Here is a 23,405-nt window from a genome sequence, read left to right as displayed (position 1 = left end):
ATTACCCCCTAACCTCAGTGGTTTCAAACCACGCTGCTCCGGCAACCACAGGACTTGAACCATGGCCGATCCCAACGTCTCACCTTCGGGTGATTACCACCAGCAACGCCGCGATTACCAGCGTGGTTCCCTGGAACGCAGTCAGTTGCACCTTGACCCTTTCCAACAGTTTGACGAATGGCTGACCGGCGCAATGCAGGAAGGGATCAAAGACTCGACAGCGATGAGTCTGGCGACGGTCGATGCCAGCGGCCAGCCACACAGTCGAATCGTTCTGCTCAAATCCATGGATGAAACCGGTCTGGTCTTCTACAGCCATTACAACAGTGACAAAGGACAGGAGCTGGCGCACCAGCCGCGCGCGGCGCTGCTTTTTTATTGGCCGGAACTGGAACAGCAGGTACGCATTGAAGGGCAAGTAGAACAAACCGATGCGGCCACCAACCAGGCTTATTTTAAGACACGACCACGCGACAGCCAACTGGCAGCGCTGGTGTCCGAGCAGAGCCAGCCACTGCCGGGGCGCAAAACACTGGAACAGAATATTCAGATTGCCGACAGCGAACAGGGCCCCCACATTGACTGCCCACCGCATTGGGGCGGTTATCGACTGCGCCCACATCGGTTTGAATTCTGGCAGGGACGGGAAAACCGCCTGCATGATCGGTTTCGTTATGATTGCACAGGCGGACAGGCTGGCTGTTTTAACCAGGCCTGGTCATTAACCCGATTGAGTCCCTAACCCTGCATGACCGATTTTATGAACCCTGACCGCATTCAACTCGATCCAACCTGGTTGACCCAGCTGCGCGAGGAATTTGAGCAACCCTACATGGACGAACTCAAAGCCTTTCTGTTGGCGGAAAAACAACGCAAACAGATTCTGCCCAAAGGCGCCCAATGGTTTCAGGCGTTGAATTCCACCCCGTTTGACCAGGTCAAAGTGGTGATCATCGGGCAGGACCCTTATCCGACCCCCGGTCATGCGCATGGCCTGTGTTTTTCCGTGCAGCCGCATGTCCACCCGCTGCCCAAATCTTTGAAAAACATCAATCAGGAATTAATGGATGATCTGGGCGTCGACAACCGTCACACAGGCTATCTTCAACCCTGGGCCGATCAGGGCGTGTTGCTGCTGAACGCCGTACTGACAGTGGAGGCGGGCAAACCCGGCTCACATCAGAATAAAGGGTGGGAAACCTTCACCGATCGCATCATCCAACGGCTCAATGATCAGCGGGAAGACCTGGTGTTTTTTCTCTGGGGCGGCTACGCGCAGAAAAAAGGGCGGCTGATCGATGCGCAGCGACACTGTGTGATCAAAAGCCCTCACCCATCGCCCTTGTCCGCCTACCGTGGTTTTTTCGGCAGCCGGCCTTTTTCCCAGGCCAATCAGTGGCTGCAAACACATGGACACCGCCCCATCGACTGGCAACTGCCTCACGACGGTTGACACGACCTGTTCACAAAGTTATCCACAAGGCGTACACGTTAAAATCCGTTCGCTTAACGGACACTTCTCCCTTTATTTCAATCCCTTACCTACGATTCTGACAAACTCAAACAATCATCTTTTCTTGACCAAAACAAACATAACACATTGAATTAAAAAGAATTTCACAAGAGGTTAAATTCCTGTATCAACAAGCCTTCTACAACAACGTGACAGATTTGTGAATGAACTGAGACAGAACCAAACCAAATCATCCATGAACAAAATGCATGCATGCAAAAAGTTAATCACACCCTGTGTTTTGATCAAAAATGGGGGAAAACCGGGGAGCCCGGGCGCTTTTCAAACGCTGCAGACAAGTAAATTTCCACACGACGGTTGCGCGCACGCGCTTCAGGCGAATCATTGGCGACTTGAGGTCGGTGCGAACCAAACCCGGACACCACAAAATACTCCGGTGGCAACGCCGATTGTTCTGACAGCCAGCGCATGACGGTCTGAGCGCGCATGGCGCTCAAAAACCAGTTATTGCGCATGGGGGAGGCCGGATTGACTGGCAGATCATCCGTGTGCCCAGCCACCCGGATCGACGCCTGCCAACTCAGACCGTTTTCTCGTGCCGCGTTCAAGGCACTCTCAGGCAAGGTCATCCGCTGGGGTTGAAATAAATCCAATTTTGCCAACACCTGGCCTAACTGCCGCAACTGTGTCTGTAAGGCGTCACTGGGTTCATAGCCACCACGAACAAACGCCTCACCCGGTTCAAGCGCCAGACGAATCCCTTTGCGTGTGCGTGCCACCTCAATCCAGGGCTGGGTCAACTCGCTCTGCAACTGATGATACGCCTGTGCCAGTCGTTCATCGCTCCATTTTTGCAAACGGGTGATCTCTCCCTTGTTCAACACAATCATCAAAATGAAAAAGGTGATCAACAGGGTGAGCAGATCCCCAAACGAAAACAGCCACTGGCCGCGAGCTTTGAGCGCATGCAACGTCATGGCGCACCACCCTGGCTCGGAAGGGACAGAATTTGCGGCTGCAGATACAACTCAATCCGGCGATTCTGACGATCGTCCGGGTCATTGGTGAGCGGGTGAAAGGCGCCATAACCGGCGATCGCAAACAAATGCGGCGGCAACTGGGTGTACAACGCCAACCAATCCATAAAGGCATAAGCCCGATAGGTGCTCAACTGGCGGTTATTCTGGTACAAGGCGGTCGGCGCCAGAGGGGTGGCATCCGTGTGGCCCTCCACTCTGAGCGTCACGGCAACGCGACTGCCGGGCGCCTCGTTCACGGTCTGGCTTCGTGTCCACCGCGCATAGCGTTGATGAAATTCAGGCAGTTTCAGACGCTGTATCAGGGCCACGACCTGTTCCAGATAGGGCAGAAAACGCGGGTTGAGTTTGGCCCGACCGGCCTGAAACAGAGATTGATCGTCAAACAGTTGCGGGCTGAGACTCAGACGAACGCCTTTGGCATAGGTGTTTTCCACCTGCAACCAGGGCAGGCCCATTTCGTCACGGGCTTGGACTACCTCCTGGTAAAACGCGTTGAGCAAGCGCTGATAATCACGCTCGGTGCGATTGCTCTCGATCTCAAACAAGGTGATCATCAACACAAAAAACGCGAGCAAGGCGGTAAAGAGCGTGACAAACACCAGCTGCCAGGACTGATTCTGCTTCAGTCGCTGAAGGCTCTGTGCCAGCAAAGTTTTTTGAATCGAATCCCGCGTATTCATCCCATCGACCCGGGGGCAGCATCCATTAATCGTTGCTTGTTGCGATCATTGACAAACGCCATCAGGCTTTCTTTCAGCAGCAACGGCGCCACGTTCTGTTTGATGCCCAGAATGCCATACATCAGAATGTCGTTTTTGAGCGCCTCGGCGTCGGAAAGCACTTTCAACTTGCCCGCAATCGGGGTAAAAACCATATTGGCCAGCAACACACCATAAAACGTGGTCACCAATGCCAGCCCCATGCCCTGCAACAGCCCCTGAAGCATGTCGTCGCCCGGCCCCACCGCCGCCTGCTCGGCGCCCACTTGCGTGGTCATCATCATAATCAGCCCCATCACCGTACCCATCATGCCAAACGCCGGTGCGTAAGCGGCCATGTTGTAAAACATTTCCTGACAATTGAGATGACGCAGGCGCGAAGTGTTCAGATGATTTTCCAGGCTGGCTTCCAGGTGAGAGAGTTCGCGATAAACCATCATTTCCGAGACCGCAAACTGCAAAAAGTCGTCGTCAATCAGGTCCAGTTCGTTTTCCAGCGCCAGCGTGCCTTTGCGGTGCGCTAGGTAACTGAGGGTGACGATCTGTTCAATCGCGGTTTCCGCCTGATCCGGCTCAGCGGCAAAGACTCGCTTGACGCCCTGCCACAGACAGTGCACCTGACTCAGCGGGTAGTTGATCAAGGTCGCGGCCAGGGTGCCGCCCAGCACCACAAGCAACCCCTGCCAGTTAAAAAACGCACTGAGCAACCGCCCCTGGTCAAAATCGATCATGTTCAGACCGATGATCACCAGTCCCAGCAATACGCCTATCATGGTCGCCAGTTTGCTCATAAACGTTTACTCTGTGGGCTTGCCCCCCGCCTTGTCCGTGATGGCAGAATGCGAATGCAGCCACGCCTCTGTTAGTTGGTTGATTTCGCTGACAGATTTGTCAGACACGTCCATCGGCGGACTGATGTACACATCGATCACGCCGGGACGTTTGATAAATTTTCCCTTGGGCCAGCACTGACCGGCATTATGCCCGACCAGATACACGGGTTTTTTGGCCTTGCTTGCCAACATGGCCGCACCGGGTTTGATTTTGCCAGCCTCACCGGGCGGCATGCGAGTGCCTTCCGGGAAGACCACCACCCAGATGCCGCGCTCAAGCCGATCGGTGCCTTTATCGACCACCTGCTTGATCGCCTGTCGACCCGACCCGCGATCAATGGCAATGGGTTCCAGCAAGGACAATCCCCAGCCGAAAAACGGCAATTTCAGCAATTCGCGCTTGAGCACAAAGGTCTGCTGCGGGAAAATCGTCTGAAACACATAGGTCTCCCAGGTCGATTCATGTCTAGCAAGGATCAGACCAGCCTCTTTCGGATCAATGTTCTCGAGTCCATGCACGCGATGGCGCACCCCGCAGGTCCAGCGCAACCACACCACACAAAACTTGGCCCAATTGTGAATAAAACGGTATTTGACCGATGCCGAAAACGGCTGCAACACCTGGCCCAGCACCGAAAACAGCACCATGCTCAGCACCTCACCCAGGGTGTAGAGCACCGAGCGCACAAAATAAAACCCATATTGCCATCTTGTCATCGTTTGGAACTCCTAAAATTTACCAGGCCTGGTAAAAAACACGCCATGTTGATTGCATCAATCAGTCTCTGCCAACAGCGCCTTCACCGCGCTGTCCAGATCATCATAAACCACCACACGCTCCAGAATCGGGTCCGCGGTTGCCAGAGTGCGCCGCCCTTTTCCGCTGCGCACCAGAATCGGACGCATGCCGTGGCGCTTTGCCGCATACAGATCGCTCAGCGTATCTCCGATGAAGGCCCGCCCGGCCAGGGATTGCCCCGCAGCGGCTTCAATCGCACGCAGCATGCCCGTGCCCGGCTTGCGCGCCGGACTCTGATCTTGCCCCAAATAAGGACTGAAACTGACCCAATCCACGGAGGCGCTTTGCAATTGCTCGCGCAACTGCCCCTGTAATTTCTGCTGCATGGCATAAAAGGTGGCCCGATCGTAATAGCCGCGCCGAATCCCGGACTGATTGGTGGCCACCGCCACAAAATACCCGGCTCGCTTTAATCGCGCAATGGCCTCCAGACTGCCTGGAATCGCCTGCCATTCTTCCGGGTGTTTGATGAAGGCATCGGAATCTTCATTGATCACCCCATCCCGATCCAGAACAATCAGATTACAACAGTCAGGCCTATCCCGCTTCACCAACTCGCTCTCCTTCAACAAAAAACGCCCGCGAAGGGGCGTTTGCAAATCAACTCAGGGCTCGACTTCCGCCGTTCAGTTCGACAGGCGCGAGATGTCCGCCACCTGTCCGAACAAACCATAGATCTGGCTCAGCAGCGCCAGACGGTTTTGTTTGACCGCGTCGTCTTTTGCCATCACCATCACCTCATCGAAAAAGGCGTCCACGGTTTCGCGGATGGCCGCCAGACGCATCAACGCTTCGCGGTAATTCTGACCGGCAATGGATTCGCTGACCGATTCGCGCAAGGCATCAAGCTGCTCGAACAACGCCTTTTCTTCCGGCTGCTCAAACAACGCGGTGTTCACTTCCTCAGGCAAGGTGTCAGTAACTTTTTTCAGAATGTTGGCAATGCGCTTGTTGGCCGCTGACAGCGATTGGGCTTCTTCCATGTCAGAAAAGTGACGCACCGCATCCATGCGGTGATCAAAATCCAACGGATGCGTCGGACGGCACACCCGGACCGCCTCGAACTGTTCCGGGGTGACGCCCTGGTCCAGGTAATACGCCCGCAGACGCCCGATCATGAATTCATAAATCGCCTGCGCCGTGTCCCTCGAGGCATCGACCTGCGCGTGCAAGGCCAGACTGGCTTCAATCAAAGCCATCAGATCCAAATCCAGCTGTTTTTCGATCATGATGCGCAACAACCCCAGCGCCGAGCGTCGCAACGCAAAGGGGTCCTTGTCCCCTTTCGGAATCTGACCGATGCCATAAATACCGGTAATCGTATCCAGTTTGTCGGCAATCGCCAGCGCCTGTCCAACCGGGTGATCGGGCAGAGCATCGCCGGCAAAGCGAGGCCGATACTGGCTTTCAATCGCATCGGCGACCACCGGCTCTTCTTTCTGGGCCTGTGCATAATAACGACCCATCACCCCCTGCAGATCGGGAAACTCATCCACCATTTCCGTCATCAGGTCGCACTTGCTCAAACGCGCCGCGCGTTCCAACTGGGCCGCAGACACACCCTCGCCAATCAGGGGACGACCGACTTTCACCGCCAGGGTTTCCAACCGCTCCACCTTATCAAACAGGGTGCCCAGCTTCTGCTGAAACACCACGGTTTTCAGGCGCGGCAGGAAATCATCCAAAGGCTGTTTTCGGTCCTGATCCCAGAAAAAACGGGCATCGCTCAAACGCGGACGAATCACCCGCTCATTGCCCTCTTTGACCGAGGCCGGACGACGGCTTTCAATATTGGTGATGGTGATGAATTTGGCCATCAATTGACCGTCGGTATCCAGCAAGTGGAAATATTTCTGGTGGCCTTTCATCGCCGAAATCAACGCTTCGGGCGGCACACTCAGAAAACGCGTGTCAAAGTCACCCACCACCGCACTGGGCCATTCATTCAAGGCCGTGACTTCGTCCAACAAGGCCGGATCGATCTCGGCCCGACCGCCTTCGCTCTCGGCGGCGGCCTGCACCATGGTCTCGATGCGGGCACGACGGTGGGCAAAATCCGGTTCCACATACCCCTGCTGACGCAGCGCCACTTCATAATCACGCGGACTCGGCAGCACTATGGCGCCCGGCGCGTGAAAACGATGCCCATAGGTCTGATTGCCTGCGGTTTTGCCCAGCAGACTGACCGGCAGTACCTCCTGACCCCAGAGCATCACCACCCAGTGGACCGGACGCACAAAACTGACGTCGGAATCCCCCCAGCGCATGCGCTTGGGAATGGGCAGTTTCTGCACGGCCGTCTCCACCATCTGTGGCAACAGCGACGGCGTGGGTTGACCGGTTTCGGTCAGACGCGCCACCAGCCAGACCCCTTTTGGGGTATCCATTTCTTCGAGTTGGTCCACACTCAGGCCACAACTGCGGGCAAATCCTTCGGCCGCTTTGGTCGGCTGCCCCTGATCGTCGAAGGCGGCTTTCTTGGCCGGCCCTTTGCGTTCCACCTGCTTGTCGCTCTGGCGTGCCTGACATTGGTTAATGCGCACCGCCAGACGTCTGGGACTGGCAAACACCTCGGCCGACTCATAAGCCAATTCGGCTGCCTGCAGCGCGTTTTCCAACTCGTTCCCCAGTGCCACAGAAAGGGTTTTCAGCGCATTGGGCGGCAGCTCTTCCGTGCCGATTTCCAGTAAAAAATCCTGTCGTTCTTGTGTCATCTTACGCGTCCTTGTCACTGTCGGTGGCCGTCTTCACCAAAGGGAAGCCCAGGGCTTCGCGCCCGTCATAATAAGCCTGTGCAATCTGACGGGCCATGTCACGCACCCGTCCGATAAAGCGGGCACGCTCGGTCACACTGATGGCATGACGCGCATCCAGCAGGTTGAACGCATGCGAGGCTTTGAGCACCTGTTCGTAGGCAGGCAGAGGCAACTGATCCTCGACCAGGCGGGCAAAAACCGCTTCGCACTCGTCAAACTGGCGGAACAGATGATCGGTGTCGGCTTTTTCAAAGTTATAGGTCGACATTTCAACTTCGTTCTGATGAAACACATCGCCGTAGGTCACTTTGCCGCCCGGGCCGTCCACCCAGGTCAGGTCGTAAACGCTGTTGACCTTCTGCAGGTACATGGCAATGCGTTCCAGACCATAGGTGATCTCACCAGTGACCGGTCGACATTCCAATCCACCCACCTGCTGAAAATAGGTAAACTGCGTCACTTCCATGCCGTTCATCCAAACTTCCCAACCAAGCCCCCAGGCACCGAGTGTCGGCGACTCCCAGTTGTCTTCCACAAATCGGATGTCATGTTCAAGCGGGTCAATGCCCAGCGCGCGCAGCGAATCCAGGTACAATTCCTGAATGTTTTCCGGTGACGGCTTAAGCACCACCTGAAACTGGTAATAATGCTGCAGACGGTTCGGATTATCGCCGTAACGGCCGTCGGTCGGACGTCGGCAGGGCTGCACGTAGGCCGCACGCCACGGCTCTGGCCCGATGGAACGTAAAAAGGTGGCCGGGTGAAAGGTGCCGGCGCCCATTTCATTATCGTAGGGCTGCATCACCACACAGCCATGAGAGGCCCAAAACGCCTGCAGCGTTTGAATCAACCCCTGGAATGTGGTCACATCCGTGGCAGCGGAATTGGCTTGTTCTGACACAATGACTTCCTATATTCGGTAACGGTAAGCGCTGTCCGGGCCGCTCAACAGGCCTGGTAAAAAACAGGTCCGGTTTGCCCGACGCAGAAATTGTCCGTATTATAGCAGAGACATTCGGCGCTGACACAGCCGTGGTCACCGCGCCCGGACAAACCAACCCAATCGTGAAACCTATGACGCCAACAGACAACACTGATCAAAATGCCAATCCCCTTTTTGTGGACGCGCGAGGCTTAAAGTGCCCCATGCCCGTGATCAAACTTCAGCAAGCCATCCGTCAACTGAAAAATGGTTCGGAAATTGCTTCCAAAACATCCAGAGACACCTGCCAAATCATCATGGCGTGCACCGACGCCGGTGCGCCCAAAGACATTGAAAGCTGGTGTCGGGTCAACCGTCATACCTTTTTGGGGTGCGAGCCTGCTGACGACGGTTACCAGTGCAGGATTGAGGTCACGCTTTGAGCTTGTCCGCGAACAAACCTGACGCTTTGTGCGTTTTTTACGCGCATTCACTGGCTTTGTTCTCTGAATTTGGGCTAAAATGCCTGAAAACAACGGTCAATGCCAGCTTTCAAAAGCACCAAGCGTTTCTGAGACGGGCAATGCGCCCAGGACCGACGATCGACACGAACAACCAAATCAACAAGGTGAGTGCACAACTGTGACGGCCACACGCGTTCTTCAATTTGCTCTGTTACTGACACTGATTTTTCTTTTTTTGGTGCAGTTGGCCTCGGCATCCGCTACGGACCAGCCAAGCTCACGTACGGTGAGTAACCTGCCACTGCCGCCGCCCAGCATAACGCAAGACGCCCGCACCCCGAACGATGCAAGCGCAACCGACCAGACCTGGACCCATCACACCTACACCGTTCCGGCCAATGGCTCTTTGTCTGAAGCGCTGGACTCGCTCGGTCTGTCCGCGCAAGTCAGCTGGGAGATCGGCCAGACCGAAAACAGTCAGTGGCTCACCCGCTTGCGCCAGGGCGACACCCTCCACATCTGGCTGGATGAGGCCAACCGTCTGCAGAAAATCGAACGTCACGCGAGCAAAGCGCTCACCTATCGCCTAACACGGGCTAACCAGGCATTTATGCTTGCAAAAATCGAGCGCCCGGTGGAAGTACGCCTGGCATCGGCCTCCGGCGTCATTCAGGATTCGTTTTACCTGAGCGCCCAGGCTGAAGGCCTGAGCCCCAAAACCATTATGAATCTGGCGGATGTGTTTGCCTGGGAAATTGACTTTATCCGCCAGCTGCGCACGGGTGATCCGTTCCGGGTCATTTATGAAAAGCGCTACATTGATGGTGAATACATTGGGGATGGCGACATCATTGCCGCTCAAATCAACACCGGTTCCAACGACGTTCACACCGCCTTCCTGCTGCGGGATGAGTCCGGCAAAGAAAACATCGGCTATTACGACCGGGAGGGGGCCAACCTGCGCAAAGCCTTTTTGCGCAATCCGGTGGACTATGTGCGCATTACCTCGCGCTACAAACCCAAACGCTACCACCCGGTGCTGAAAAAATGGCGCGCCCACCGTGGCGTGGACTATGGCGGGCCCATTGGCACACCGATCCGTGCCACCGGCGACGGTCAGATCGTTAAGCGCAAATGGAGCCGCAGTTATGGCCGGGTGATTTACATCAAACACGCCAACCGTTTCACCACGGTCTACGCGCACATGTCCCGTTTTGGCAAGTACAAACAGGGCAGCTGGGTCAAACAGGGAGACGTCATCGGTTACATCGGCCAATCGGGTCTGGCAACCGGGCCGCACCTGCACTATGAATTCCGCAAAAACGGTCGCCACGTGGACCCGCTTCGGGTCAAGCTGCCCGATGCCAACCCGGTCCCCGAACAGCACCGTCGGCGCTTTGAACAGAAAGCCGGCCTGATGATGGCTCAACTCGAGCGCCTCAGCCCACATACCCAACTGGCTCAACGCTTCGACTGAACGGATGAGGCCAACTGAGCTCTACATTGGCCTGATGACCGGTACCAGTCTGGATGCGACCGATGCCGTATTGATGGATTTCAGTGCGACTGCATCGCGTCACCTGGCCCAAGTCAGTGAACCGATCGCGCCTCGCCTGCGTCAGCGGCTGGTTGACCTCAACCACACGCCCCAAATCCCCCTGAAAGAACTGGCCGACTTAACCCGCACACTGGGCGAACAACTGGCCGCGGCCGCCAATCAGCTGCTACGTGAACAGTCTCTGTCGGCGAATGAGATCACCGCCATCGGCAGTCACGGTCAAACCCTCTACCACGCGCCGGACCTTGGCATGAGCCTGCAAATCGGGCATCCCGCGGTCATCGCCAAACACACCGGTATTCAAACCGTGGCCGATTTTCGGATTGACGACATGGCACTGGGCGGACAGGGCGCCCCCCTCGCCCCGGCGTTTCACCAAACGTTGCTGCCCGAACCGTTAAAAACACAGACCTGCGCGTTGATTAATATCGGTGGCATTGCCAACATCAGCCTGTTCCGCCCTGACCAGCCGGTCCTTGGCTGGGACACTGGCCCGGGCAACGCTTTGATGGATGAGGTCTGTCAGCAGCATTTTGAATGTGCCTATGATGCAGGCGGGGCTTTGGCGGCACGCACCGAACCGGATGCGGCCCTGCTGGCGCATTTTCTGAGTGACGGCTATTTTGCGCAATCGCCGCCGAAAAGCACCGGACGTGATGCCTTTCATCAAAACTGGGTCACCACCTACCTGGACAGCTATCAAGGCCCAGCGCCTTCCCCCGACACCCTTTTGAGCACGCTCAACCAGCTCACGGCGCAAAGCCTGGCGGACGCATTAAAACACGTATGTGGGGAAAACCTGCCCGAGCAGGTCTTTGTGATGGGCGGCGGCGGTTTCAATCAGACTCTGATGCAACGACTGCAGGATGCGCTGGGCAGCCGTACTCAGGTACGGACCTCACACGCACTGGGCCTGCCGCCTGAGGCAGTGGAAGCCGCGATGATGGCCTGGCTGGCGAGAGAACGATTGGCGAAGCGCCCGATTAAACTGGCCTCGGTCACCGGGGCACAGCGCGATGCCATTCTGGGCGGGGTCTGGCAACCTTAATTCGTCCCAGTCCCACTGACAGACACTTTCTGTGGTTAGCGCTGCTCCATGGGCACGTAACACGCCGCACCGGCGCCGGTATAGATTTGGGTGGGACGGAAGATTTTGTTGTTCTGCAACTGTTCACGCCAGTGCGCCATCCAGCCAGCCGAACGGGCCACCGCAAAGATCGGGGTAAAGAGTCCCGCATCAAAGCCCATCTCTTTGTAAAGAATGCCGGAATAAAAATCGACATTCGGATACACCCCTTTGTGACCCAGCAAGTCTTCGCACACACGTTCCACTTCCATGGCCGTGGCAAAAGAGTGACTCAGTGAGCCTTCATCACTTTTCTTTTCCAGCAACTCAGACGACAGCTTTTGCAGAATCGTGGCACGCGGGTCTTTGGTTTTGTATTCGCGGTGGCCCATGCCCCAAATCACTTTTTTCTCGCTCAAGCGCTTTTCAATGTAGGCGCGGGCATTTTTCGGCTCCCCGATCTCATCCAGCATCTCAATCACTTTCTGGTTGGCCCCGCCGTGCAAAGGACCGGAAAGAGAGGCAATGGCGGAGGAAATCACCGAACAGGGGTTGGCCAATGTGGAGCCGGTCACCATGGTGGTAAAGGTGGAGGCATTAATGGTGTGCTCCGCGTGCAGAATCAAACAGGCATCCAGCAGGCGCGCCCAATCCTTGTCCGGTTCCTCGCCGGTGACCATATACAGAAAGTTCTCGGCATAGGTCAGATCCGTACGCGGTTCGACCGGATCAAAGCCGTTGCGCATATGCTCCCACATGGCCACCAACGTCCCCATGTGGGAGATGATGTTCACCGTCACCTGGTTGATGTAATCCTGGTTTTCGGTGCCGCCTTTCATGTATTCGGTACTGGGATAAAAGCTGGCCAGACTTGCCACTGCAACTTGCAGCATGTGCATCGGGTGGGTTGTAGGCGGCAGGTTTTTCATGATTTCGCGCAGGTTGTATTTCACCCGTCTGGCTTTGCGCAACTTCACATCAAAATCATACAGTTCCTGATAGCTCGGCAGCTTGCCAAACAACAACAGCAACGTGGTTTCCTCAAACGACGAGTGTTCGGCCAGTTCCATAATGTCGTAACCACGGTAGGTCAAAAGGCCTTTTTCGCCGTCAATGTATGATATTTCTGATTCAGTGGCCGGTACACCAGCCAATCCTGGAATGTAATCCATAAAGGGTTCCTAACGCGAAAATAAAAACACGGAATCAGGCATGCCGCGCTGTCCGTGTTGATGGGAAATAGAGTGTTTTGCCCGATGAACGGGCCGATTGGTCACACGCCGAAGGACGACCCGCAACCACAGGTGGTGGTCGCATTGGGGTTTTCAATCACAAAACGTGCGCCCTGGAGATCTTCCAGATAATCAATGCGCGCGCCCATCAGGTACTGAAAACTCATCGGGTCAATCATCAGCTTGACCCCTTCTTTTTCCACGACGGTGTCGTCGTCCGCCTGACTTTCATCAAAGGTGAACCCATACTGAAAGCCGGAGCAACCACCACCGGTGATGTACACCCGCAACTTCAACTCCGGATTGCCCTCGTCGGCAATCAGACCGCTTACTTTCTGGGCCGCCGCTTCGGTAAAATTAACTGGTTCCGGCATCGCAGACATATCTGCCTCCTTTGTCATGCTCTCAATTATGAGCTGAGATAAATTTATTGTAACAAAACCCTGCGAAAGGGTCACTTTTAACCAGGCCTGGTAAAAGTGACCCAATTGACCGCCCCAACTTTAAGGCATCAGGCCGATTTGCTGCAGGCCTTTGGTTTCCGGCCAGCCAAAGAGCAGGTTCATGTTCTGAATGGCCTGACCGGCCGCGCCCTTGACCAGATTATCAATCACCGAGGTGACCACCAGCACATCACCGTTTTGCGGACGTGACAAGCTCAAGCGGCACAGGTTGGACCCGCGCACACTGCGGGTTTCCGGCAGCGAATTGGGCGGCATGACATCCACAAACGGTTCCTCGGCATAAGTCGATGCCAACAGGGATTGCAACGCCTCCACGTCCGACTGCGACGAATCAGGATCGGTCAGCGGCAGATACAGCGTCGCCTCCATGCCCCGCACCATCGGCACCAGATGCGGCACAAACGTCATCGACACAGACTGGTCGGACACCTGAGAGGCCTTTTCCAGAATTTCCGGCAAATGACGGTGACCGTTGATGCCGTAGGCTTTAAAACTTTCGCTCATTTCGGCGCCCAGCATGGGCACTTTGGCGCCCCGACCGGCGCCACTGACGCCGGATTTGCCATCGGCGACAATCCCTTCCGGCTTGACCAGCCCGGCCTTGAGAAACGGCAACGCACCCAACAGAATGGCCGTGGGGTAACAGCCCGGATTGGCCACGACGCGCGCCTGCGCGATGGCTGAGCGATACCATTCCGGCAACCCATAGGCCACACGCGACATCAAAATTTCGGCGCTGTGGTCCATGCCGTACCATTGCGACCAGACGCCCAGATCTTCCAGACGGAAATCCGCCCCCAGATCGATCACTTTCACCCCGGCCTCCACCAGGGCCGGGGCCATTTCCATGGCCACGCCGTGCGGGGTGGCAAAAAACACCAGATCACACTGGCTCAGGGTGGCCAGTTTGGGCTCACTGAACACCAGATCGGTCACACCGCGCAGATTGGGAAACATCTCCGCCACCGGCATCCCCGCTTCCGAACGCGCGGTAATCACCTCAACCTGCACCTGATCATGTGTGCTCAGCATGCGCAAAAGCTCGACCCCGGTAAACCCGGTGCCGCCGACAATCCCGATTTTGATATTTGCCTGTGTCATCCCATTATCCAATCTGTCGTCTCAAAACCCGCATTTTAGCACGAGCCCGCCCGGCCACAAACGTCTGCAGGCCAACCGGGGTTGCAAAAATAAAAAACCCGCGCCAACCGAAGTCGACGCGGGTTTCTGTCTGCTTAAGACGTTGGGAAAGCGGGGGCTTACATCATGCCGCCCATGCCTCCCATTCCGCCCATGCCACCGGCTGCAGCTGCCGCGTCGGCACCGTCGTTATCAGACGGCAGATCGGCAATGGCCGCACCTGTGGTCAGAACCAGACCGGCGACCGAAGCCGCATTCTGCAGTGCAGAACGGGTAACTTTAGCCGGGTCGATAATGCCCTGCTTGATCATGTCCACATAGGTTTCAGAGTTGGCATCAAACCCGATTTCAGGGCTGGCTTCTTTCACCTTGTTGACGATCACAGACCCTTCCAGACCACAGTTGGACGCGATCTGACGCATGGGTTCTTCCATGGCACGCAGTGCGATTTCGACCCCAACCTGCTGGTCGTCGTTGTCGCCTTTGACCGAAACATTGGCACGAGCACGCACCAGCGCGGTCCCACCACCGGCGACGATGCCTTCCTGCACCGCTGCACGGGTTGCGTGCAAGGCGTCGTCGACACGGTCTTTCTTCTCTTTCATTTCCATTTCGGTGGCCGCACCCAGCTTAATCACAGCCACACCACCGGCCAGCTTGGCCAGACGCTCTTGCAGTTTTTCCTGATCGTACTCAGACGTGGTGTTTTCCATCTGAGACTTGATCTGGTTGCAACGCGCTTCGATGTCTTCCTTGGCACCGGCGCCGTCGATCAGCTTGGTGCTGTCTTTGCCGATCACCGCTGACTTGGTTTCGCCCAGCATGTCCAGCTCGACGTTTTCCAGGGTCAGACCCACTTCTTCCGAAATCACCGTACCACCGGTCAGAACCGCCATATCCTGCAGCATCGCTTTACGACGCTCACCGAAACCAGGCGCTTTCACTGCGGCCACTTTCATCACGCCACGCATGTTGTTGATTACCAGTGTCGCCAGGGCTTCACCGTCCACGTCTTCGGCCACGATCAGCAATGGGCGACCGGACTTGGACACTGCTTCCAGGGTTGGCAGCAATTCACGGATGTTGGAGATTTTCTTATCAAACAACAGAATGTAAGGGTTTTCCAACTCGGCGACCATTTTTTCCTGATCGGTCACAAAGTAAGGCGACAGGTAACCACGGTCGAACTCCATGCCTTCAACCACGACCAACTCGTCCTGCAGAGAAGAGCCTTCTTCCACGGTGATCACGCCTTCGGTGGAGACTTTTTCCATGGCGTCGGCAATCATTTTGCCCACAGCGGAATCAGAGTTGGCGGAAATGGTCCCAACCTGTGCAATCGAATCATACGAATCACACGGCACAGACATTTTCTTGATTTCTTCCACCACCGCGTCCACGGCTTTGTGGATACCACGGTTCAGGTCCATCGGGTTCATGCCCGCGGCCACGGCTTTCATACCTTCGCGCACAACAGACTGCGCCAGTACGGTCGCAGTGGTGGTCCCGTCACCGGCCACATCATTGGTTTTGGAAGAGACTTCCTTCACCATCTGTGCGCCCATGTTCATGAACTTGTCTTCCAGTTCGATTTCACGGGCAACGGTCACACCATCCTTGGTCACCGTCGGCGCACCGAAAGATTTTTCCAGTACCACGTTGCGGCCTTTTGGCCCCAGGGTCACTTTTACTGCGTCGGCCAGGACATTGATCCCTTCGACCATTTTCTCACGCGAATCCAATCCAAAACGTACGTCTTTCGCCATCTTATTCGTCCTCTCTAAAACTGATTACTCGATGATTGCAATGATGTCGTCTTCACGCATCACTTTCAGGGGTTCCCCTTCGCCGTCTTTGACTTCCTGACCGGAAAACTGGCCAAACAGCACCTGATCGCCGACCTTCACGGTCATTTCCATGCGCGAACCGTTGTCGGCCATTTTGCCTGGCCCCACAGCGACCACTTCGCCCATGTTTTCTTTTTCCTGAGCGGAACCGGGCAGCAGAATCCCGCCGGCCGACTCTTTTTCTTCCTCTTTCTGGCGTACAACCACACGATCATGTAATGGCTTGATTTTCATCGATGGATCTCCTGATTTATCAAGTAAGGTCAAGTGCCTGACGTTTGTCAGAATCACCGCAGCCACCGTTTAAAGCTGGGCTGCGGCATCAAAAATTAGCACTCTAATACTGAGAGTGCTAACAATTTTATAAATTGCGCCAAAGCTGTCAAGCTTTATGGAGACAGGGGGATTTTTTTCAAGAGAGAAAGGTGTTTTTTTACCAGGCCTGGTCAAAAACACCCCGACAGAACGCCGGGGCGGAAGGTTGGTTAAGATCGATTAAAATTCCAAAGCGGCGTTCATGCGAACATTACGCCCGGGGTTGAGTGAGTAGCCTTTGTAGGTGTTGAGGAAGTCCACATAGGCGGTGTCAAACAGGTTTTCCACCTTAGCACTCAAACGCAGTGTGCGTTTGTCCCATTTGACCTGTGCGGTATAGCCCAGATCCCAGACACTGTAAGCATCGGTCGAGGCGGTGCCGGTCGGGATGTTGTCAAACTGGGAAAAGGGTTCATACTGCCCGGCCGCATCTTTGGCCGCCACCAGTTTCACGCCGAGCGAGAGTGCCTGATTTTTCAGCACATCGCCATCGGTCGGGTGAAACTGCCCGCCCAGACGCAGGTTATTGGCGGGAATCAAAGGCAGGTCACGGCTGTTGTCGGTATCACGCCCCTGAATGATTTCAAGCGCGGCATCCGCAGACCAGTGTTGAGTGAATTGCTGCTGATAGGCCAGTTCCAGACCTCGAATCTGAGCCTTGGTCTGCTGCGCCTGCATTTCATCCAGACTGTTGCCCGATTCACCCGTGACCGTGTTGCCTGTGCGTTCCAGATAAATGTAATTATCCACCCAGTTCTGATACACCGTAGCACTGGCTTGCGCCTGATCGGTTTGCCAGCGCAGCGACAGGTCGGCATTGATGGAGGTTTCTTCCTTCAAGTCCGGGTTGCCGATCTGAAACGCCTGAACTCCGCCATGTTCACCGCCTGCATAAAGTTCAAAAATGCTCGGTGCACGATAGCCGCGTGCCAGCGACCCGGCCAGCGCCCAGTTATCCGCCAACCGATACGTGGCGCCCAGCGAGCCGGTCACCACATCAAAGGTGCGCTCATTGTTGCTGTCGTCAAAAAAACCGTCTTCGATAAAATGGTGGTTGGCTTCATTAATCGGTGCTTTGACCTCATGGCGATCATAGCGGGCACCAAACTGCACCAGCCAGCGATCGTAATCGGCTTCTTCAAACAGATACACCGCCTGTTGGCTCACATCCGCGCTGGGTGCCAGATGACCGGATTTTAAGGTCTGTTCTTTTTCGGTCAGACTCACGCCGATTTCGCCTTCAAAATCGCCCATTTTCGGGTGCGCCAGCGCGAGGGTGACATCATCCCGTTTTACTTCCAGGTCCAGATAATGATCCGTGCCCTTGTCGGCGGCCATGGTTTCATATGGCAGATCGTGCGCGGCTTCGCGCTGGTTGAAAGTGTGGCTCCAATCCGCTTTCAGGGTCCAATCGCCCAAATACAGACCGGCCTTCAATTGAGTTTCGTCGTTTTGCAGGCGCTGTCCGGCGGGCACCGCTTCGAACCCACCGCCATCGTTTTCAATGCCCACAAAATTCTGTTTGGCAATCCACTGGGTGTGACGCAACTCGACATAGCCCCAATGGTCGTCATACCCCAGGCCAATATGGGTCGAACGGTTGTCGTAATTGGTGTAAGGCACTTCTCCGGTCAACAGCGCGCGGTCTTTTTCATCCGGCACGGTCATGTTGTCGGCTTTGCGCTGCACATACCCAGCGGTCAGACCGAAATTTTCGCCGCCCGCACCCAGTTTGGCACCGACCACTTTTTCACTGTTCTGCGAGCTGTACTCGCCCATTACTTCGCCGTGGGTGTCACGCCCGTACGGAATCGCTGGCGACAGCACATTCACCACCCCACCTAGGGCTTCAGAACCATAGAGCACACTCTGCGGGCCGCGCACCACCTCCAAACGCTCCGCCAGAAAGGGATCGATGTTGGCGGGATGACGCACGCCATAGGTTTGAAAATCGGTGGCCTGACCGTTGGACAACACTTTGACTCGATTGCCTGACATGCCGCGGATCACAGGTTTGCCAGCCTGAGCACCGGTACCCAGGTTGTTGACCCCGGCAATGCCATCCAGCGTGTCGCCCAGCGAGCCGCTCTGCGCCGCGCGCTTTTCCTCGCCATCAAGGCCGTTGATTTGCGAAGGCACATCAAACGCCTGATGTTGGTGAATGGGCGAAGCGGAGATGGTCACAGGGGCCAGTTTCGTCTGACTGGACGCAACCGGCTCGCTTTGCTCGGCCAGCACTGCGTTGCTCGCGGCGGCCTGAATCATGGCCACAGCAATGGCCTTAGACAATAGGGTTTTTCTTGATACGCTCATACGTTTTCCTGAACTGAATAATGAATATAAATCAATCGATAAGTTCTTCGCACGCAGCGAAGCACTCAAATCAAAGACAAAAACCACCAGGCCTGGTCAAAACCCGCCCGGCAGCCATGACAAAACACTTACAAAAGAGACACGTTCAGGAGAACGGGGGCGCCCGGCCATAGAAAACAGGCGACTCGGAAACCCGTCGGGAAACAACAAGCGAAGCAGAAACGATTTGCGCCGGAAACAGGTTGGACAGAGGAGCCTGACCGACCCCATCACCGCTGAGCGGCTGCGACAGCGCCTGATACGCATCACATTCCACGGTGTGCTCATGAAATGGATGCTCGGTTTCGTGCACCAATGCCCCGGTCTGACCGAACCAGAACGCGGCCAGCAGCCCCCAGACCAGGCAGGATGCAATCAAGCCGGAACGGCGAGCAGAATGTAAGCGAGGCAAAGGGTTCATAAAAACAAGACGACAGCCTGACAGTTTGGGTGACTGAAACGGAAACCTGAGTGTTACACTATAACATAACTCGTTCTGAAAACCGTTATTTCATCGACTTGTCACGGGCTTTGCCCCAACCGCATTTAAAATTCCCTTCAGAATCCGCTAAGATGAAATCAACGCATTCATAAAACAAGGACATCGACCTATGGCGCACTCTGAACTGGCGGGCAAACCGGCCCCACACGCTTTGCTGGAAAACATTCCCAAGCTGGTCAGCGATTACTACACCCTGACCCCGGACGTCAGCCATCCCGATCAGGCGGTCAGTTTCGGCACCTCCGGCCATCGCGGCTGCGCCAGCCAGAGCGCGTTCAATGAAAACCACATCGCCGCCATCGCCCAGGCGATTGTCGAATACCGCGACCAGCAGGGCATCACCGGCCCCATCTACATCGGCATGGACACTCATGCGCTCTCGGAAGCGGCGCATGCCACCGCGATCGAAGTGTTTGTCGGCAACGGGCTGGACGTGATCATTCAGGGCAACGGTCGCTACACACCCACGCCGGTGATTTCACACGCCATCCTGACCTACAATCATCAACGCGAACACGACCTGGCCGATGGGGTGATCATCACGCCATCGCATAACCCGCCGCAGGATGGCGGCTTCAAATACAACCCGCCCAATGGTGGCCCGGCCGACACCGACGCCACCGATGTGATTCAGGCACGCGCCAACGCCATTCTGAGCGAAGATATGAGCGCCATCCAGCGTCTGCCACTGGCCGAAGCCATGACCTCGCCGCACCTGACCCAAGCAGATCTGATCATGCCCTACGTCAAAGATCTGGAAAGCGTCGTCGACATGGCCGCCATCCGCGAGGCCAATCTCAAAATCGGTGTGGACCCGATGGGGGGCGCTGCCGTGGATTTCTGGCAGCCGATTGCCGAGCATTACGGCCTCAACATTGAGGTGGTCAATGACCGCGTCGATCCCACGTTTGGCTTTATGCACGTCGACAAGGACGGCAAAATCCGCATGGACTGTTCATCACCGTACGCCATGGCCGGTTTGATTGACCTCAAAGACCGTTATGACATCGCTTTTGGCAATGACCCGGACGTGGACCGACACGGCATCGTCACCCCCTCCAGCGGTCTGATGAACCCCAATCACTATCTGGCGGTCGCAATCCAATACCTGCTGACCCACCGCCCGAACTGGGCGGCCGATGTCAAAATCGGCAAAACACTGGTCTCCAGCTCCATGATCGATCGCGTGGTCGCCAGCCTGGGCAAAGTGCTGGCCGAAGTGCCGGTCGGTTTCAAATGGTTTGTTGACGGACTGGTCTCAGGCGAATTCGGATTCGGTGGTGAAGAGTCCGCCGGGGCGTCGTTTTTGCGCCGGGACGGCACCGTCTGGAGCACAGATAAGGACGGCATTATCCTGAACCTGCTCGCCGCCGAAATCACCGCCGTCACGGGCAAGGACCCGGGCCAGCTTTATCAGGCCCTGACCGAACAATTTGGCGACCCGGTCTACACGCGCATTGACGCGCCCGCCAACCGCGAGCAGAAAGCCATCCTCAAAAACCTGTCGCCCGATAAGGTCAAAGCCGATTCGCTGGCGGGCGAACCGATTGTGGACAAACTCACCCATGCGCCCGGCAATGGCGCAGCCATCGGCGGCCTGAAAATCACCACCAAAAACGGCTGGTTCGCCGCCCGCCCGTCAGGCACCGAAGACATCTACAAAATCTACGCCGAAAGCTTCAAAGGACAGGCGCACCTGGACGAAATCATCAAAGAAGCCCAGGCCATCGTCAGCGCCGCATTATCGGGTTAAAAAAATAGCAAACGCCAGCCTTGGCTTGCTATACTTTGTATAGCAGTTTATCTTCATTACTGAAAAGGGAGCCCCTTATGCTTGCCATTCGCCTGCCTGAAGACATCGAATCACGGTTGGAGACCATGGCCAAACTGACCGGGCGCACCAAAACCTTTTATGCCCGTGAAGCGCTGGTGGCGCACCTCGATGAACTTGAGGCACGCTATCTGCCCAAAAGCGACGATCTGGATGACGACCTGAAAGACGCTTTGCTATCCTGGAAAGCGTTTGAAGAAACCGGTGAGCAGTTTGACTGGGACAACCAGATCAAACCTTGGGTGGAATCCTGGTTCACCGAAGATGAAAAATCGGCCCCAGAATTGAATTCGTAAATGGCTCGGATTGTTTTAACAGCCCATGCCCGTGAGGACCTGATACGCTTGCGAGAGTTTTTGGCAGAAGAAAGTGACATTGCTGCCAACAACGCCATCCGAGCCCTGACAACCTCCATTGATCACCTGGCGTCCTTCCCGGAAATGGGCAAAGAAACGGCAGCGCTCAAAGGCATGCGAATTTTACACAAGCCTTACGGCCAAGCCGGTTACCGGATTTACTACCGCTGGTTGCCCCGGTCTGAAAAAATTCTGATTTTAAAAATCCAACACCATAAAGAAGCATAGCTCGCGGCTCACGACGAACAACTGAGCACCATGCTTTTCTGAGCCGGTTTGGGTGGTTGCTGGTAATCGGCCAACTCCACGTGATCGTCAAACGGGTGTTGAAGCGCTTGCGTCCATTGCATCAAAGGCACCTCATCGCCCTTTTCAGCGGCGTCAATGATTTCCTGAGCAATGTAACTGCGCAGTACAATCGACGGATTAGCGGCTCGAATCCGTGCCTGCCAATCATGCTGCGACAATCCCGCATCGGTGACCCGTTGTTGCAGGGCCGCAAACCAATCGGCAAAGGCGTCCGGCTCGGCCAGCAGCGCCATCAGTTCGGGTTCACGCTCGGTGCCCAGCCACGCCAATCGCCGGAAGAACAGGCTGTGATCCACCCGCTGCTGATCCATCAGAATAAACACATCCGCCACCAGCGCCCGGTCGCCCTTTTGAACCTCGGCATCCGGTCGGTTGCGATCTTGGGGCGTGGGGGCCAACCCCAGTTTCACCAGCATCTGCGCCAGTGCAACCCGGTTGTATTCGTTCACATAATCGTCCAGTGCTTTTTTCTGGTCTTCCTCACTCAAATACGCGCCCAGCGCATCCGCCAGCAACGCACAGTTAAAATGCCCGATGCTCGGCTGTTCGTTGTAGGCATAGCGCCCTTCCGTGTCGGAGTGGTTGCACACATATCCCATTTGAAAATCATCAAAAAAGGCATAAGGCCCAAAATCAAAGGTCTCGCCCAGAATCGACATATTGTCCGAATTCATCACCCCGTGATTGAAGCCAACGGCTTGCCAGTGTGCGATCAGGCGCGCGGTGCGTTCGCACACCTGTTGCAAAAGATACCAGGCCTGGTGCTTTAACGACTTGCCTTGCGCCTGAGGAAAGTAATGGTCGACCACAAACCCGAGCAGCGCATCCCGTGCCGTGGCGTTTTTCCGGGCCGCCCATTCAAAGTGACCAAAACGAACGTGACTGGGCGTGACCCGCAGCAGGGTCGCGCGCGGTTCCAGGATTTCGCGCTGCACCGCCTCGTCACTGCTCGCAATCGCCAGCGCCCGGGTTGTGGGCACGCCCAGTCCATGCAGCGCTTCGGAGGCGAGATATTCGCGAATGCTGGAGCGCAACACCGCTCGCCCGTCGCCATTGCGGGAAAAGGGCGTGCGACCAGCCCCCTTGAGATGCAGGTCCCAAACCTGTCCGTCCGGTGCCAGCCATTCGCCCAGCAATAACCCCCGACCATCGCCCAGATGTGGGTTGTAGTAACCGAACTGATGCCCGGTGTATTTCTGTGCCAACGGTCGAAGTCCTGCCTCAGCCAACTCGGGATGCGTCAATTGGCCTGACGCCAGCGCCAGCAACCCTTCGTCCGACAGCGTCAAACCCAGTTGCTCACGCAGAGCGGCGTTCACCCCCACCAGGCGCCCATTCTGCATCGGCTCCGGCGCATTGAACTGATAAAAATCGGATGGCAATTGGGTAAAACGGGATTGAAACGACATATAGGGCCCTGATAATT

23 protein-coding genes are annotated in these 23,405 nt (G+C 55.9%); 8 read left to right on the top strand and 15 right to left on the bottom strand.

The genetic code is table 11. From position 1 onward, the window contains the following. The first annotated feature begins 61 nt into the window (after window positions 1–61). Window positions 62–742 (top strand): pyridoxamine 5'-phosphate oxidase, encoded by a 681-nt coding sequence (gene pdxH / locus AVO41_RS01985; RefSeq protein ID WP_068581814.1) that lies wholly within the window; start codon window positions 62–64, stop codon window positions 740–742. A gap of 18 nt (window positions 743–760) precedes the next feature. Continuing rightward, the gene (gene ung / locus AVO41_RS01980) at window positions 761–1,453 is read left to right on the top strand and encodes a uracil-DNA glycosylase (protein ID WP_068581810.1); all 693 of its coding nucleotides are present in this window, start codon (window positions 761–763) and stop codon (window positions 1,451–1,453) included. A gap of 305 nt (window positions 1,454–1,758) precedes the next feature. Here ung and AVO41_RS01975 read toward each other — a convergent pair whose 3' ends face one another. The 7 genes from AVO41_RS01975 to glyQ all read right to left on the bottom strand — a co-directional run bounded on the left by AVO41_RS01975 (window position 1,759) and on the right by glyQ (window position 8,522). Next, entirely contained in the window at window positions 1,759–2,451 is a 693-nt protein-coding gene (locus AVO41_RS01975) for an OmpA family protein (RefSeq protein WP_068581804.1), read from the bottom strand. Then, window positions 2,448–3,194: an OmpA family protein gene (locus AVO41_RS01970; RefSeq protein WP_068581801.1), complete on the bottom strand. Its 747-nt coding sequence runs from the start codon at window positions 3,192–3,194 to the stop codon at window positions 2,448–2,450. Before AVO41_RS01970 ends, AVO41_RS01975 begins: the two co-directional genes overlap by 4 nt. Beyond that, window positions 3,191–4,024, bottom strand: a complete 834-nt coding sequence (locus AVO41_RS01965; RefSeq protein ID WP_068581798.1) for a motility protein A — start codon at window positions 4,022–4,024, stop codon at window positions 3,191–3,193. The genes AVO41_RS01970 and AVO41_RS01965 overlap by 4 nt, the downstream gene beginning before the upstream one ends. A 6-nt stretch (window positions 4,025–4,030) precedes the next feature. Beyond that, the gene (locus AVO41_RS01960) at window positions 4,031–4,783 is read right to left on the bottom strand and encodes a 1-acyl-sn-glycerol-3-phosphate acyltransferase (protein ID WP_068581795.1); all 753 of its coding nucleotides are present in this window, start codon (window positions 4,781–4,783) and stop codon (window positions 4,031–4,033) included. 57 nt (window positions 4,784–4,840) lie between these two features. After that, window positions 4,841–5,416 (bottom strand): HAD-IIIA family hydrolase, encoded by a 576-nt coding sequence (locus AVO41_RS01955; protein WP_235584628.1) that lies wholly within the window; start codon window positions 5,414–5,416, stop codon window positions 4,841–4,843. Window positions 5,417–5,491: 75 nt separating this feature from the next. After that, window positions 5,492–7,579, bottom strand: coding sequence for a glycine--tRNA ligase subunit beta (glyS, locus tag AVO41_RS01950; RefSeq protein WP_068581792.1), 2,088 nt, complete (start codon window positions 7,577–7,579; stop codon window positions 5,492–5,494). A 1-nt stretch (window position 7,580) separates the two neighbouring features. Next, the gene (glyQ, locus tag AVO41_RS01945) at window positions 7,581–8,522 is read right to left on the bottom strand and encodes a glycine--tRNA ligase subunit alpha (RefSeq protein WP_068581790.1); all 942 of its coding nucleotides are present in this window, start codon (window positions 8,520–8,522) and stop codon (window positions 7,581–7,583) included. Between the two features lie 173 nt (window positions 8,523–8,695). Between glyQ and AVO41_RS01940 the strand changes: the two genes are divergently transcribed. The 3 genes from AVO41_RS01940 to AVO41_RS01930 all read left to right on the top strand — a co-directional run bounded on the left by AVO41_RS01940 (window position 8,696) and on the right by AVO41_RS01930 (window position 11,613). Then, window positions 8,696–8,986: a sulfurtransferase TusA family protein gene (locus AVO41_RS01940; protein WP_068581788.1), complete on the top strand. Its 291-nt coding sequence runs from the start codon at window positions 8,696–8,698 to the stop codon at window positions 8,984–8,986. 307 nt (window positions 8,987–9,293) lie between these two features. Further along, window positions 9,294–10,484: a peptidoglycan DD-metalloendopeptidase family protein gene (locus tag AVO41_RS01935; protein ID WP_235584626.1), complete on the top strand. Its 1,191-nt coding sequence runs from the start codon at window positions 9,294–9,296 to the stop codon at window positions 10,482–10,484. Window positions 10,485–10,488: 4 nt separating this feature from the next. Further along, entirely contained in the window at window positions 10,489–11,613 is a 1,125-nt protein-coding gene (locus tag AVO41_RS01930; protein WP_082676433.1) for an anhydro-N-acetylmuramic acid kinase, read from the top strand. Window positions 11,614–11,648: 35 nt separating this feature from the next. On the opposite strand, the gene AVO41_RS01925 is transcribed toward AVO41_RS01930, so the two are convergent. The 7 genes from AVO41_RS01925 to AVO41_RS01895 all read right to left on the bottom strand — a co-directional run bounded on the left by AVO41_RS01925 (window position 11,649) and on the right by AVO41_RS01895 (window position 19,393). Then, entirely contained in the window at window positions 11,649–12,803 is a 1,155-nt protein-coding gene (locus tag AVO41_RS01925; protein WP_068581782.1) for a citrate synthase, read from the bottom strand. Between the two features lie 101 nt (window positions 12,804–12,904). Further along, complete coding sequence (gene erpA / locus AVO41_RS01920) at window positions 12,905–13,246, bottom strand: iron-sulfur cluster insertion protein ErpA (RefSeq protein ID WP_201022822.1); 342 nt, start codon at window positions 13,244–13,246, stop codon at window positions 12,905–12,907. A 120-nt stretch (window positions 13,247–13,366) separates the two neighbouring features. Further along, window positions 13,367–14,428 carry an N-acetyl-gamma-glutamyl-phosphate reductase gene (gene argC / locus AVO41_RS01915; protein ID WP_068581777.1) on the bottom strand — a complete coding sequence of 354 codons (1,062 nt, stop codon included), beginning with the start codon at window positions 14,426–14,428 and terminating at the stop codon, window positions 13,367–13,369. Window positions 14,429–14,586: 158 nt separating this feature from the next. After that, window positions 14,587–16,233, bottom strand: a complete 1,647-nt coding sequence (gene groL / locus AVO41_RS01910) for a chaperonin GroEL (protein WP_068581774.1) — start codon at window positions 16,231–16,233, stop codon at window positions 14,587–14,589. 24 nt (window positions 16,234–16,257) lie between these two features. Next, entirely contained in the window at window positions 16,258–16,548 is a 291-nt protein-coding gene (locus AVO41_RS01905; protein ID WP_068581771.1) for a co-chaperone GroES, read from the bottom strand. A gap of 261 nt (window positions 16,549–16,809) precedes the next feature. Further along, window positions 16,810–18,942 (bottom strand): TonB-dependent receptor, encoded by a 2,133-nt coding sequence (locus tag AVO41_RS01900; RefSeq protein WP_235584625.1) that lies wholly within the window; start codon window positions 18,940–18,942, stop codon window positions 16,810–16,812. Window positions 18,943–19,087: 145 nt separating this feature from the next. Continuing rightward, entirely contained in the window at window positions 19,088–19,393 is a 306-nt protein-coding gene (locus AVO41_RS01895) for a hypothetical protein (protein ID WP_153003454.1), read from the bottom strand. Window positions 19,394–19,592: 199 nt separating this feature from the next. Between AVO41_RS01895 and pgm the strand changes: the two genes are divergently transcribed. The 3 genes from pgm to AVO41_RS01880 all read left to right on the top strand — a co-directional run bounded on the left by pgm (window position 19,593) and on the right by AVO41_RS01880 (window position 21,898). After that, window positions 19,593–21,236, top strand: a complete 1,644-nt coding sequence (gene pgm, locus AVO41_RS01890; protein ID WP_068581765.1) for a phosphoglucomutase (alpha-D-glucose-1,6-bisphosphate-dependent) — start codon at window positions 19,593–19,595, stop codon at window positions 21,234–21,236. Window positions 21,237–21,313: 77 nt separating this feature from the next. Further along, window positions 21,314–21,610, top strand: coding sequence for a TraY domain-containing protein (locus AVO41_RS10590; protein WP_082676431.1), 297 nt, complete (start codon window positions 21,314–21,316; stop codon window positions 21,608–21,610). Next, the gene (locus AVO41_RS01880) at window positions 21,611–21,898 is read left to right on the top strand and encodes a type II toxin-antitoxin system RelE/ParE family toxin (RefSeq protein WP_068581762.1); all 288 of its coding nucleotides are present in this window, start codon (window positions 21,611–21,613) and stop codon (window positions 21,896–21,898) included. An 8-nt stretch (window positions 21,899–21,906) separates the two neighbouring features. Here the strand turns inward: AVO41_RS01880 and AVO41_RS01875 are convergent, their stop codons facing one another. Then, the gene (locus tag AVO41_RS01875; RefSeq protein WP_068581759.1) at window positions 21,907–23,388 is read right to left on the bottom strand and encodes a YdiU family protein; all 1,482 of its coding nucleotides are present in this window, start codon (window positions 23,386–23,388) and stop codon (window positions 21,907–21,909) included. Window positions 23,389–23,405 lie beyond the last annotated feature (17 nt).

Origin of the sequence: Thiomicrospira sp. WB1 (assembly GCF_001507535.1) — a bacterium.
Lineage (GTDB): Bacteria > Pseudomonadota > Gammaproteobacteria > Thiomicrospirales > Thiomicrospiraceae > Hydrogenovibrio.
This window is presented reverse-complemented; position numbering and strand designations above follow the sequence as displayed.

What these genes read in the sequence shown, in the direction of transcription:
- pdxH (WP_068581814.1), top strand. Translation starts at nt 62, where the DNA reads ATGGCCGATCCCAACGTCTCACCTTCGGGTGATTACCACCAGCAACGC.
- ung (WP_068581810.1), top strand. Translation starts at nt 761, where the DNA reads ATGAACCCTGACCGCATTCAACTCGATCCAACCTGGTTGACCCAGCTG.
- AVO41_RS01975 (WP_068581804.1), bottom strand. Translation starts at nt 2,451, where the DNA reads ATGACGTTGCATGCGCTCAAAGCTCGCGGCCAGTGGCTGTTTTCGTTT.
- AVO41_RS01970 (WP_068581801.1), bottom strand. Translation starts at nt 3,194, where the DNA reads ATGAATACGCGGGATTCGATTCAAAAAACTTTGCTGGCACAGAGCCTT.
- AVO41_RS01965 (WP_068581798.1), bottom strand. Translation starts at nt 4,024, where the DNA reads ATGAGCAAACTGGCGACCATGATAGGCGTATTGCTGGGACTGGTGATC.
- AVO41_RS01960 (WP_068581795.1), bottom strand. Translation starts at nt 4,783, where the DNA reads ATGACAAGATGGCAATATGGGTTTTATTTTGTGCGCTCGGTGCTCTAC.
- glyS (WP_068581792.1), bottom strand. Translation starts at nt 7,579, where the DNA reads ATGACACAAGAACGACAGGATTTTTTACTGGAAATCGGCACGGAAGAG.
- AVO41_RS01940 (WP_068581788.1), top strand. Translation starts at nt 8,696, where the DNA reads ATGACGCCAACAGACAACACTGATCAAAATGCCAATCCCCTTTTTGTG.
- AVO41_RS01930 (WP_082676433.1), top strand. Translation starts at nt 10,489, where the DNA reads ATGAGGCCAACTGAGCTCTACATTGGCCTGATGACCGGTACCAGTCTG.
- AVO41_RS01925 (WP_068581782.1), bottom strand. Translation starts at nt 12,803, where the DNA reads ATGGATTACATTCCAGGATTGGCTGGTGTACCGGCCACTGAATCAGAA.
- erpA (WP_201022822.1), bottom strand. Translation starts at nt 13,246, where the DNA reads ATGTCTGCGATGCCGGAACCAGTTAATTTTACCGAAGCGGCGGCCCAG.
- argC (WP_068581777.1), bottom strand. Translation starts at nt 14,428, where the DNA reads ATGACACAGGCAAATATCAAAATCGGGATTGTCGGCGGCACCGGGTTT.
- groL (WP_068581774.1), bottom strand. Translation starts at nt 16,233, where the DNA reads ATGGCGAAAGACGTACGTTTTGGATTGGATTCGCGTGAGAAAATGGTC.
- AVO41_RS01905 (WP_068581771.1), bottom strand. Translation starts at nt 16,548, where the DNA reads ATGAAAATCAAGCCATTACATGATCGTGTGGTTGTACGCCAGAAAGAG.
- AVO41_RS01900 (WP_235584625.1), bottom strand. Translation starts at nt 18,942, where the DNA reads ATGAGCGTATCAAGAAAAACCCTATTGTCTAAGGCCATTGCTGTGGCC.
- pgm (WP_068581765.1), top strand. Translation starts at nt 19,593, where the DNA reads ATGGCGCACTCTGAACTGGCGGGCAAACCGGCCCCACACGCTTTGCTG.
- AVO41_RS10590 (WP_082676431.1), top strand. Translation starts at nt 21,314, where the DNA reads ATGCTTGCCATTCGCCTGCCTGAAGACATCGAATCACGGTTGGAGACC.
- AVO41_RS01880 (WP_068581762.1), top strand. Translation starts at nt 21,611, where the DNA reads ATGGCTCGGATTGTTTTAACAGCCCATGCCCGTGAGGACCTGATACGC.
- AVO41_RS01875 (WP_068581759.1), bottom strand. Translation starts at nt 23,388, where the DNA reads ATGTCGTTTCAATCCCGTTTTACCCAATTGCCATCCGATTTTTATCAG.